The organism is Acidovorax sp. 56 (genome assembly GCF_002749705.1).
In the GTDB taxonomy this organism is placed as follows: Bacteria; Pseudomonadota; Gammaproteobacteria; order Burkholderiales; family Burkholderiaceae_C; genus Acidovorax.
Window position 1 is genome coordinate 2195400 of the sequence record NZ_PEEV01000001.1, and the last position, 11397, is coordinate 2206796.

Below are 11397 nucleotides of genomic sequence, written 5' to 3' on the forward strand. Positions count from 1 at the left end.
AACTGTGACCCATGATTTTACCCAGTGCTTCCCCCGTCAGCTGGTTGCTGGCCCTTGCCGCAGCCTTGGCATACGCTGCACCTGCCGCAGCCGCCGCCCGGTTGGGCGCCACCGCCTCACGCAACGCTCTGCTGGTGGCATGGGTGTTGCACGGTGCCCTGCTGGTCTGGGGGCTGTGGGGTGATGCGCCCCGCTTCGGTTTTGCCCCGGCCCTGTCGATGACGGCCTGGCTGGTATTGACGGTGTATGCCGTCGAGCGGCAGCTCTTTCCCCAGATGCAGGCTCGCTGGGTGCTGGCCGCCCTGGGCGCCGCCACCATCGTGCTGGCCCTGGCGTTTCCTGGGCAGCCGCTGCATGTGGCGGCATCGGCCTGGCTGCCGCTGCACCTGGCCTTGGGCATTGCCTGCTATGGCCTGTTTGCCGCTGCCGTGGTGCACGCCTGGCTCATGACCCGTGCAGAACGCCACATCCGCCAGGCCGAAGACCCACACAGTGGCATTCCTCTGCTGACGCTGGAGCGGCTGACCTTTCGCTTTGTGACGGCCGGTTTTGTGCTGCTCAGCGCCACCTTGCTGGCGGGCTGGCTGTTCAGCGAAACCCTGTACGGCCGCGCTTGGCGCTGGGACCACAAGGCCGTTTTCTCGATGCTCTCGTGGCTCACGTTTGCCACCTTGCTGCTGGGCCGCGCACGCTTTGGCTGGCGCGGGCGCAATGCCGTGCGGGTGCTGTACGCAGGCGCTGCATTGCTGATGCTGGCGTACGTGGGCTCGCGTTTTGTGATGGAAGTCGTGCTGGGCCGCAGCGTATGAAATACCTGGTCCTGTTCATCGTGCTGGTGATTGCCGTGGGCGTATGGCGCAGCAAGCGCGAGCCCGCCCAGCCAGCGCGCACCCCACCCGCAGCCCCCCCCAAACCCCAGGACATGGTGGCCTGCGCCCATTGCGGCCTGCACTTGCCCTACAGCGATGCGGTCGTGCAACGTGGCGTGGCCTATTGCAGCGCTGAGCACCTGCGCGCTGGCCCTGCGCTGCGCCCATGAAAGAAGCCCTGTTGGCCGACGCCCGGCTGAACACTGCGGACGCGCCCTTTGTGCGCCTGTGGCGTGGCTTTCTCACAGGACGGGTGATGATTGCCGTGGCTCTGCTGGTGCTGCAGATCCTGGGACGGTGGTTCAACCAAGTCAGCGACCCCGTCTTGATGGCCGTATGCGGGGCCTACCTATGCGCTGCCGTGCTGCTGCGCATTCTGGGGCGCCATGCCCCCCCTGCTGCGGGCACGGGCGTGCAGTGGCTTCCGTCCATCGGCGTGGACATTGCCGTGGTCAGCACCCTGCAGCTCTTGCACACGGGCGCCATGAATTTCACCCCCTTGTTCGGCCTGCCCATCCTGATGGCCGCCGTGCTCGGCACCCTGACCCTGGCACTGGGCACCACCGCCGCCGTGACGCTGCTGCTGTTGCTGTGGGCCTGGTGGAGCAGCACCCAATCGCTGAGCGACGACACCCAGCGCTACCTGCAAAGCGCGCTGACGGGCACCGGGTATTTTGTGGTGACTTACTTGGTGCACCAACTGGCCACCCGGCTGGTGGGCGAGCAGGAAGTCGCCCAGCGCAACAGGATGGCAGCGCAGGTGCAGACCCAGGTGAGTGCCCTGGTGATTGAGCATTTGAGCGACGGCGTGCTGGTGGTGGACGAAAGCGACGTGGTCCGCATGGCCAACCCGGCCGCTCAGGGCCTGCTGGGGGAGAGCCAGCACACCCAGCTGCCTTTTTCCCTGGGCCGGTGCGAAGGCTGGCAGCCCCTGGTGGACCTGGCACACCGCACGTTTGACCAGGAAGCCCCCCAAACGGCCGACGTCGCATTGCTGCACCCTGGCGAAAGTCCCACCGGGCTGCATGCACGCACCTGGATGACATCCACCCACGCCGACCCGCAAAGCCGCGGAGAGCGCCTGTGCGTGATGTTCTTGCATGACCTGCGGGAACTGGAGGCGCGCCTGCGCACCGAAAAGTTGGCCGCCATGGGCCGCATGTCTGCTGCCGTGGCGCATGAAATCCGCAATCCGCTGGCCGCCATCGTCCAAGCCAACGCGCTGCTGGAAGAAGACCTGCAAGACCCTGGCCAAAAACGACTGGCACAAATGGTGCAGCAAAACGCCGACCGACTGGCACGCATTGCCGAGGAGGTGCTGGACATTGCCCGCGTGCAACACCAGATCAGCCATGCGCCGGCCTCCACGCTGGCGCTGGATGCCAGCGTGGCCCAGGTGTGGAGTGACTGGTGCGCCCAGGAGCCCGCCAAGCGCCAAGGGCAAATCTTGCTGAATGCGCCGATGCTGCACGTAGAGTTTGATACCGAGCACCTGCGCCGGGTACTGGTTAACCTGCTGGACAACGCCTTGCGCTACATGGGGCCCCATGAAGACTCGTTGCAGGTGCAGACCCGCACCAGCGTCACAGGCCAGATCACGCTGCAGGTCTGGAGCGACGGTGCCCCCATGGACAAATCCGTGGAGCGCCACCTGTTCGAGCCCTTTTTCTCCTCAGAGAGCCGCTCCAGCGGCCTGGGCCTCTATATATGCCGCGAACTGTGCCAAAGGCACGGCGCCTCCATCAGCTACCAGCGCACCCACCGTACCACCGCGCGTGGCAACACCGGCGGCAATGCCTTCACCGTGGCGTTCAGGCGCACAACACGCCCCCAAGAAGCCGCCACGCTATTCGACTCCATCGTGATCTGAGAACCATGAACGCCACCGCTGCCTCCATTTTGGTCATTGATGACGAGCCCGACCTGCGCACCCTGTACGAGTTGACCTTACTGCGCGAGGGCTACCGCGTCGAGACCGCTTCGACCGTGCAAGAGGCCCGTGAACAGCTCAAGGGCCGCCCCTTTGACGTGGTGATCACCGACATGCGCCTGCCTGACGGCTTTGGCATGGAGATCCTGCAAGACCTGCGCGACCAGCAACGCCGCGAACGCTGTGTGGTCATGACCGCCTATGGGTCGGCAGAGAACGCGGTGGAGGCCCTGCGGTCGGGCGCGTTTGACTACCTGACCAAGCCGGTCGATCTCAAGCAGTTCCGCTCGGTCGTGGCCTCTGCCGTGCAGGGCACCGGCGCAACACCCGCCCCCCGAGCCCCCCGAGCGGGCACCACCCAGCGCTCATCGGCCTCTGGTGGCGAACAGACTGCCACTGCGCCAGGGATCGTGCCCGCAGCGCTGGCACGCATGGTGGGTGACTCCGAAGCCATGCGCAATGTCAAGCAGCGCATCGCCAAGGTCGCGCGCGGCATGGCCCCCGTGTTGGTGCACGGCGAATCAGGCACCGGCAAAGAGCTGGTGGCCCAGGCCTTGCACGCCTGCAGCCAACGCTCGGACGGCCCCTGCATCGCTGTGAATTGCGGCGCCATCCCGGAAAACCTGCTCGAAGCGGAGTTCTTTGGCGCGCGCAAGGGGTCGTACACCGGCGCTAACCAAGACCGCGACGGCTACTTCCAGGCGGCACGGGGCGGCACACTGTTTCTGGATGAGATCGGCGACCTCCCGCTGGCCATGCAGTCGAAACTGCTGCGCGCGATCCAGGAGCGCAGCGTGCGTCCCCTGGGTTCTACCCAGGAGGAAACAGTGGATGTGCGCATCGTCAGTGCCACCCACCGCGATTTGGCCGCCGATGTCCAAACCGGGCGCTTTCGCCAGGACTTGTACTACCGCCTGAATGTGATCGAGATCGTGATACCGCCACTGCGTGAGCGCCGGGAGGACTTGCCCGCCCTGTGCACCACCTTGCTGGCGCGCATCAGCCAAGAGTCCGGCATGCCCGTGCCCCGACTGAACGAAGCGGCCTTGCAGGCCATCGCATCGCACCCCCTGACAGGCAACGTGCGTGAGCTGGAAAACCTGTTGCACCGCGCCGTGGCGCTGAGCGAAGGGGACGAATTGCAAGTGGAGTGGCAAGGCGACGCCGCACCGCCACAACCTTCAGCCCGCCCCGAGCCCACGCCCGACCAACACACCCACGGCACGCCGCATTCGGCGGCAGATTGCCCCGCCTTGCCCAACGACTTGCAGGCCTGGCTCGACCAGCAGGAGCGGGACATTCTGGTTCGGGCACTGAAAGAATCCGGGTTCAACCGCACCGCCACGGCCGCGCGGCTGGGCATCAGCCTGCGCCAGATTCGCTACCGCATCGCCCGGCTGAACATCGCAGTGCCCAACGACCAGGACTTTCTGGACGAGATCGGCTGACATGGCCTCAGCCCCATCGCCAGACCTGTGGGACGGTGGCTGGCACCGCGATGCCATGCGCCTACCTTCGCCCAACCACGGCCCCCGCCCTGTGGACGCCAAGCAGTCGGTGGACTTGGTCGTGGTGCATTCCATCAGCCTGCCGCCCGGGCACTACGGCACCGGGGCCGTGCAACAGTTGTTCACCAACACCCTGGACTGGGAGGCCCATCCCTATTTCCAGCAGATCCGTGGATTGCAGGTGTCGGCCCACTTCTTTATTGAGCGCAGCGGGCGCCTGTGGCAATTTGTGGACTGCGACCAACGGGCTTGGCATGCAGGCCAGTCGGCCTATCGCGGCAGAACCAACTGCAACGATGACTCGATTGGCATTGAACTGGAGGGACTGGAGGGGCATCGTTTTGAATCTGCGCAGTACCTCACCCTGGCAGCGCTTTGCCATGCCTTGGCCGAACGCTATCCCCTGCGCTATCTGGCAGGGCATGAGCATGTAGCCCCCGGGCGCAAGCAAGATCCAGGGCCTGGATTCGATTGGCACAAACTGGCAGAGCTGCTGACCCAAAGCACCCTGGAACTCCCCAGTCAAGTGACCCCTCGCTAAACCCGACCTGTTTTCAGGTTTAAAAATCGGGGCGGATTCAGGGTAGGATCGCCCCCCTTCCAAAAAGACAAACCAAGCACTGAGCGCCGCAGCGGGCCAAATACCGCGACAGCCCGCACCACCACAAGGTCTGCTCTTCCAAACCGTGTGGCACAGCGGGTTTTCACGCTCTGCATCCACCCCTGAAGGGGTGCAAAACAGCTGGTTTCCAGAAACCCAACACCCAAGGCATTACACTACCGGTAGTGTCTTGAACACAATCGACACACCATATATAGTGTGCGACAGCCGAAAGGCTGGCGCACCACTCTCGCCTTTGCAGCAGCCCCAGCGGCTGCCCACACACCCCAGTCAGCCCACAGAAGAGGACACCCATGCAAGCTGCTTTGAACACGCCCGCCACCACGCACGCCACCCCTGAAGAAGCCGCAGGCGACGCCGCCAACACGGCAGCCAACGCCCAAGGCCATTACCAGATCATTCGGCGCAACGGCGCGGTCGTGCCCTTCGAAGCACCCAAGATTGCCATCGCTCTGATGAAAGCCTTTTTGGCGGTGCATGGCACCCAGGGCGCAGCATCGGCCAGCGTGCGCGAGGTGGTAGACGCCTTGACACAGGGCGTCAGCCGCGCGCTGATGCGCTCACGCCCCGGTGGCGGCACGTTCCACATTGAAGACGTGCAAGACCAAGTCGAATTGGGACTGATGCGCGGCGGCCACCACGAAGTGGCCCGTGCCTATGTGCTGTACCGCGAGCGCCGCACGCAAGAGCGCGCCAATCTGGTCAAGCAACATGCCCCCGCCGTGCCTGTACTCCATGTGCTGGACAACGGCCAGCGCGTCACGCTGGACCTGCACCGCCTGCAGTCCCTGATCGAATCGGCCTGCGTTGGGCTGGGCAAAGACATCAAGGCAGACCCCATCGTGGCAGAGACCATGCGCAACCTCTATGACGGTGTGCCCATGGACGAGGTGTACAAGGCATCCATTCTGGCGGCCCGCACCCTGATCGAGAAAGACCCCGACTACACCTACGCCACCGCACGCCTGCTGCTGCACACCATCGTGCGCGAAGTGCTGGGCCGGGACGTCACGCAAGACCACATGGGCGCAGCCTACGCCGAGTATTTCCCCCAATTCATCCAAAAGGGCGTGGACAACGAACTGCTGGATGCACGCCTGCTGAAATTCGACCTGGCCCGTCTGGCGACAGCCCTGAAGCCCCAGCGCGACCTGCAATTCGACTACCTGGGCCTGCAAACACTGTACGACCGCTACTTCCTGCACGTGCGCAAGAGCCGCATCGAGTTGCCCCAAGCCTTCTTCATGCGTGTGGCCATGGGCCTCTCGCTCAATGAGAAAGACCCGGAAGCCCGTGCCATCGAGTTCTACGAAGTGCTCTCCAGCTTCGACTTCATGTCCAGCACGCCCACACTGTTCAACAGCGGCACGCTGCGCTCGCAGCTGTCGAGTTGCTACCTGACCACGGTGCCCGACGACCTGGACGGCATCTACGAATCCATCAAGGAAAACGCCCTGCTGTCCAAGTTTGCCGGCGGCCTGGGCAACGACTGGACCCGCGTGCGCGCCCTGGGCTCGCACATCAAGGGCACGAACGGCGAATCGCAGGGCGTGGTGCCCTTCCTCAAGGTGGTCAATGACACGGCCGTGGCCGTGAACCAGGGCGGCAAGCGCAAGGGCGCTGTCTGCACCTACCTGGAAACCTGGCACTTGGATATCGAGGAGTTCCTGGAGCTGCGCAAGAACACCGGCGATGACCGCCGCCGCACGCACGACATGAACACGGCCAACTGGATTCCCGACCTGTTCATGCGCCGCGTGATGGAAAAGGGCACCTGGACCCTGTTCTCGCCATCCAACGTGCCCGATCTGCACGACCTGTTTGGCGCAGACTTCGAGAAGGCCTACGTGGCCTATGAAGCCAAGGCCGCCAGCGGCGAACTCAAGCCCAGCAAGACCTTGCAGGCGACCGACCTGTGGCGCAAGATTTTGACCATGCTGTTTGAAACAGGCCACCCCTGGATCACCTTCAAGGACGCCTGCAATGTGCGTTCGCCCCAGCAGCACGCTGGCGTGGTGCACTCGTCCAACCTGTGCACGGAAATCACCCTCAACACGAGCGACACCGAAACGGCCGTGTGCAACCTCGGCTCGGTCAACCTGCGCCAGCACTTGAAGGATGGCCAGATCGATCACGACAAGCTGAAGAAGACCATCACGGTGGCCATGCGCATGCTGGACAACGTCATCGACATCAACTACTACGCCGTGACGAAAGCCCGCGACTCCAACCTGCGCCACCGTCCGGTGGGCCTGGGGCTCATGGCCTTCCAGGACAGCTTGTATGAGTTGCGCATTCCTTACGCGTCGCAAGAAGCCGTCGAGTTTGCCGACAAGTCGATGGAGGCCATCTGCTACTACGCCTACTGGGCATCGACCGAACTGGCCAAGGAACGCGGCCAATACTCCAGCTACAAAGGCTCGCTGTGGGACCGCGGCATCCTGCCCTTCGACACCCTGGACATGCTGGCGCAAGCCCGTGGGGGCTACGTGGAAGTGGACCGCTCTGCCACGTTGGACTGGGATGCGCTGCGCAAGAAGATCGCGCAGGACGGCATGCGCAACTCCAATTGCGTGGCCATTGCCCCCACAGCCACCATCTCCAACATCATCGGCGTAGACGCCTCGATCGAGCCATCGTTTGGCAATCTGTCGGTCAAGTCCAATCTGTCGGGTGAGTTCACCGTGATCAACGGCGGCCTGGTGCGCGACCTCAAGCGCCTGGGCCTGTGGGACGACGTGATGATCATGGATCTCAAACACTTCAAGGGATCGCTGCACCCCATCGACCGCGTGCCCGCTGACATCAAAGCGCTGTACTCCACAGCTTTCGAAGTGGAACCGAAGTGGCTGGTGGAGGCGGCCTCGCGCCGCCAAAAGTGGATCGATCAGGCCCAGAGCCTGAACATCTACATGGCCGGTGCATCGGGCAAAAAGCTGGACGACACCTACAAGCTCGCATGGGTGCGTGGCCTCAAGACCACCTACTACCTGCGCACGCAAAGCGCGACACACGTGGAAATGAGCACCGTGAATACGCGCCAGCTCAATGCCGTCTCCTCCGGTACCGAAGGCACTTCGGCCCACGGCGCGCAAGCCCACGGCAACGCGCCCGAAGCCTCTGCCGCAACCACATCAGCAGTGCCAGCCACCGACGTTCAATTCACTGCGATTGACGATGTGGCTTGCGAGGCGTGCCAGTAACCACAACCACGCGGCACACCGACCCCAATTGGTGTGCTGCGCATGTGCTGTGAAGCAACAAATCGTTGCTGCATAACGCTTCAGTGCTTTCCTTTTTGCAGCACTGCTTTCATAATCCGAACACTGGAAAATCTATGCTGACCTGGGACGAAGAAGTCAAGCCCTCATCGCAAAATCAAACGGACGGCGGTCTGCAAAACAACCGCCAAGCAGAGCAGTCTCCGCTGTCTTTTGAGTCCACGGCATCGCAGCCTGCAACCAGTGCACAGCAGGCCCCTGCAGCCACACACCGCCGTGTCAATGCAGCAGACAAGCGCATCATCAACGGCCAGACGGACGTCAACCAGCTCGTCCCGTTCAAGTACAAGTGGGCCTGGGAAAAATACCTCGCCACCTGCGCCAACCACTGGATGCCGCAAGAGGTGAACATGACGCGCGACATCGCGTTGTGGAAAGATCCGAATGGGTTGACCGATGACGAGCGCCGCATCATCAAGCGCAACCTCGGCTTCTTTGTGACCGCCGACTCGCTGGCCGCCAACAACATCGTGCTGGGCACCTACCGCCACATCACTGCCCCCGAGTGCCGCCAGTTCCTGCTGCGCCAGGCGTTTGAAGAAGCCATCCACACCCATGCCTACCAGTACATCGTGGAGTCGCTGGGCCTGGATGAAAGCGAAATCTTCAACGCGTACAACGAAGTCCAGTCCATCCGGGACAAAGACGAGTTCCTGATTCCCTTCATCGAAGCGATCATGGATCCTAACTTCCACACCGGCACGCTCGAAACCGATCAGACACTGCTCAAGTCCCTGATCGTTTTTGCCTGCCTGATGGAAGGGCTGTTCTTCTACGTCGGCTTCACACAGATCCTGGCGCTGGGTCGGCAGAACAAGATGACCGGCGCGGCCGAGCAATACCAGTACATCCTGCGCGACGAGTCGATGCACTGCAACTTCGGCATCGACTTGATCAACCAGCTGAAGCTGGAAAACCCACACCTCTGGACCTCAGAGTTCAAGGCCGAGATCAATGCCCTGTTCATGAAGGCCGTGGAGCTGGAATACCGCTACGCCGAAGACACCATGCCGCGTGGCGTGCTGGGCATGAATGCGTCGATGTTCAAAGGCTACCTGCGCTACATCGCCAATCGCCGCGCCACCCAGATCGGCCTGGAGACCCTCTTCCCGAACGAAGAGAACCCCTTTCCATGGATGAGCGAGATGATCGATCTGAAGAAGGAACGCAACTTCTTTGAAACCCGGGTCATTGAGTACCAGTCGGGCGGCGCCCTGTCTTGGGACTGATCAGATCGCGCACTTTCGGCCATGGACGCTTACACCACACCCCGCTCACAAGTACCCTCACAGAAGGGGCTCGGCGGTGGTGTTTCCGTATTCATGGTGATGGAGCTCAAGAAGCGTCCATCACCATGGATCGCTTCTTGTCCACTGCAGACAGGAAGTGCTCTTTGCTAATTGACCCAAGGAGAACATGATGGCAACTGCGAAAAAACCGGCCGTAAAGAAAGCCGCCCCTGTGAAGAAGGCTGCTGCCCCTGTGAAGAAGGCTGCTGCTCCAGCGAAGAAGGCTGCTGCTCCAGCGAAGAAGGCTGCTGCCCCAGCGAAGAAGGCTGCTGCTCCAGCGAAGAAGGCTGCTGCTCCAGCGAAGAAGGCTGCTGCCCCAGCGAAGAAGGCTGCTGCTCCAGCGAAGAAGGCTGCTGCCCCAGCGAAGAAGGCTGCTGCTCCAGCGAAGAAGGCTGCTGCTCCAGCAAAGAAGGCTGCTGCTCCAGCAAAGAAGGCTGCTGCTCCAGCAAAGAAGGCTGCTGCTCCAGCAAAGAAGGCTGCTGCTCCAGCGAAGAAGGCTGCCGCCCCAGCGAAGAAGGCTGCCGCCCCAGCGAAGAAGGCTGCCGCCCCAGCGAAGAAGGCTGCTGCTCCAGCGAAGAAGGCTGCTGCTCCAGCGAAGAAGGCTGCTGCTCCAGCGAAGAAGGCTGCTGCTCCAGCGAAGAAGGCTGCTGCTCCAGCGAAGAAGGCTGCTGCTCCAGCGAAGAAGGCTGCTGCTCCAGCGAAGAAGGCTGCTGCTGCAAAGAAAGTGGTGAAGGCTCCCGCCGTGACTGCAGCCCCTGCTGCTCAAACCACACTGAACCCCCAAGCTGCTTGGCCATTTCCTACAGGCTCCAAGCCCTAAGGAATTCGCGCTTTACCAAGCCCAACCCGGTGCCCTGCACCGGGTTTTTTTATCCCCAAACACTACTGAGAACCTGTTCTAAAAACGAGGCCGTGCCTGCCAACGCCCTCTCTCAACGTAGTAGGGCGCGCCACATCAACAGCGCGCCATGGCACCACACCTCAGGCGTATTCTGTCGGAGAGAAATCCAGGGTGTAGTTCTGCGGGCCGCGCTGCGCGATCTTGAGCGCCCCCACCCGGTTGCCCAACTCGGCACAGCGCACGAGCGGCCAGCCCTGCTCCAAGCCGAACAGCAACGCACCGCGCCACGCATCGCCACAACCCGTGGGGTCCACCACCGCCGCAGGCTGAGCAGGTGCCACACGGGTGCATTCGCCGGCCACCCACACATCCACACCCTCGGCACCCAGCGTGACGACCAGGCCCTGTACCTTGCGCGAAATGTCCGAAAGACTCAGGCCCGTGCGGTCGCACAGCATCTTGCCTTCATAGTCATTCACCGTGACCCAAGTCGCCTGCTCGATGAACTGAGACAGCTCGGCACCATTGAACATGGGCAAGCCTTGGCCTGGATCGAAAACGAAGGGGATACCCGCCGCCACAAACTGTGCTGCGTGCTCAAGCATGGCATCGCGACCGTCCGGCGAAATGATGCCAAGCCGGATCCGAGGGTCTGCAGTGATGCGGGTCACATGCGCCTGCATCATGGCCCCTGGGTGGAATGCCGTGATCTGGTTGTTGTCACGGTCGGTCATGATCATGGCCTGCGCTGTGTAGGTGCCATCCACCTGCTTCACAAACTGGTCACTGATGCCCAACGCCGACAGGCGCTGCAGGTACTCCGCACCGTCCGTTCCCAAGGTGGCCATCGGCAAAGCCTCGCCACCCAGCAGCTTCAGGCTGTAGGCGATGTTGCCCGCACACCCACCAAAGTCACGGCGCAAAGACGGCACCAGGAAGGAGACGTTCAAGATGTGCAACTGGTCCGGAAGGATCTGCTCCGCAAAGCGCCCCTCAAAGGTCATGATGGTGTCGAACGCCAGAGAACCACAAATGAGAGCAGCCATAGGAAACAATC

Annotated in this window: 9 protein-coding genes; 8 read left to right on the forward strand and 1 reads right to left on the reverse strand. The window is 62.5% G+C overall.

The genetic code is table 11. The features are described from left to right. The first annotated feature begins 11 nt into the window (after positions 1 to 11). The 8 genes from CLU88_RS09690 to CLU88_RS23250 all read left to right on the forward strand — a co-directional run bounded on the left by CLU88_RS09690 (position 12) and on the right by CLU88_RS23250 (position 10319). Complete coding sequence (locus CLU88_RS09690) at positions 12 to 809, forward strand: inner membrane protein YpjD (protein ID WP_099656410.1); 798 nt, start codon at positions 12 to 14, stop codon at positions 807 to 809. Then, the gene (locus CLU88_RS09695; protein ID WP_099656411.1) at positions 806 to 1039 is read left to right on the forward strand and encodes a PP0621 family protein; all 234 of its coding nucleotides are present in this window, start codon (positions 806 to 808) and stop codon (positions 1037 to 1039) included. Before CLU88_RS09690 ends, CLU88_RS09695 begins: the two co-directional genes overlap by 4 nt. Further along, on the forward strand, positions 1036 to 2739 hold the full coding sequence (locus CLU88_RS09700) for a PAS domain-containing sensor histidine kinase (RefSeq protein ID WP_099656412.1): 1704 nt from the start codon (positions 1036 to 1038) through the stop codon (positions 2737 to 2739). The genes CLU88_RS09695 and CLU88_RS09700 overlap by 4 nt, the downstream gene beginning before the upstream one ends. A 5-nt stretch (positions 2740 to 2744) precedes the next feature. Next, positions 2745 to 4247: a sigma-54 dependent transcriptional regulator gene (locus CLU88_RS09705; RefSeq protein ID WP_099656413.1), complete on the forward strand. Its 1503-nt coding sequence runs from the start codon at positions 2745 to 2747 to the stop codon at positions 4245 to 4247. Between the two features lies 1 nt (position 4248). Then, positions 4249 to 4848, forward strand: coding sequence for a 1,6-anhydro-N-acetylmuramyl-L-alanine amidase AmpD (gene ampD / locus CLU88_RS09710; RefSeq protein ID WP_099656414.1), 600 nt, complete (start codon positions 4249 to 4251; stop codon positions 4846 to 4848). A 374-nt stretch (positions 4849 to 5222) separates the two neighbouring features. After that, positions 5223 to 8132 carry a ribonucleoside-diphosphate reductase subunit alpha gene (locus CLU88_RS09715; protein ID WP_099656415.1) on the forward strand — a complete coding sequence of 970 codons (2910 nt, stop codon included), beginning with the start codon at positions 5223 to 5225 and terminating at the stop codon, positions 8130 to 8132. Between the two features lie 134 nt (positions 8133 to 8266). After that, positions 8267 to 9439, forward strand: coding sequence for a ribonucleotide-diphosphate reductase subunit beta (locus CLU88_RS09720; protein WP_099656416.1), 1173 nt, complete (start codon positions 8267 to 8269; stop codon positions 9437 to 9439). 190 nt (positions 9440 to 9629) lie between these two features. Then, entirely contained in the window at positions 9630 to 10319 is a 690-nt protein-coding gene (locus CLU88_RS23250) for a histone (protein ID WP_099658767.1), read from the forward strand. Between the two features lie 161 nt (positions 10320 to 10480). Here CLU88_RS23250 and CLU88_RS09730 read toward each other — a convergent pair whose 3' ends face one another. Then, positions 10481 to 11386, reverse strand: coding sequence for a carbohydrate kinase family protein (locus CLU88_RS09730; protein WP_099656417.1), 906 nt, complete (start codon positions 11384 to 11386; stop codon positions 10481 to 10483). Positions 11387 to 11397 lie beyond the last annotated feature (11 nt).

What these genes read in the sequence shown, in the direction of transcription:
- CLU88_RS09700 (WP_099656412.1), top strand. Translation starts at nt 1,036, where the DNA reads ATGAAAGAAGCCCTGTTGGCCGACGCCCGGCTGAACACTGCGGACGCG.
- CLU88_RS09730 (WP_099656417.1), bottom strand. Translation starts at nt 11,386, where the DNA reads ATGGCTGCTCTCATTTGTGGTTCTCTGGCGTTCGACACCATCATGACC.
- CLU88_RS23250 (WP_099658767.1), top strand. Translation starts at nt 9,630, where the DNA reads ATGGCAACTGCGAAAAAACCGGCCGTAAAGAAAGCCGCCCCTGTGAAG.
- CLU88_RS09705 (WP_099656413.1), top strand. Translation starts at nt 2,745, where the DNA reads ATGAACGCCACCGCTGCCTCCATTTTGGTCATTGATGACGAGCCCGAC.
- CLU88_RS09715 (WP_099656415.1), top strand. Translation starts at nt 5,223, where the DNA reads ATGCAAGCTGCTTTGAACACGCCCGCCACCACGCACGCCACCCCTGAA.
- CLU88_RS09690 (WP_099656410.1), top strand. Translation starts at nt 12, where the DNA reads ATGATTTTACCCAGTGCTTCCCCCGTCAGCTGGTTGCTGGCCCTTGCC.
- ampD (WP_099656414.1), top strand. Translation starts at nt 4,249, where the DNA reads ATGGCCTCAGCCCCATCGCCAGACCTGTGGGACGGTGGCTGGCACCGC.
- CLU88_RS09695 (WP_099656411.1), top strand. Translation starts at nt 806, where the DNA reads ATGAAATACCTGGTCCTGTTCATCGTGCTGGTGATTGCCGTGGGCGTA.
- CLU88_RS09720 (WP_099656416.1), top strand. Translation starts at nt 8,267, where the DNA reads ATGCTGACCTGGGACGAAGAAGTCAAGCCCTCATCGCAAAATCAAACG.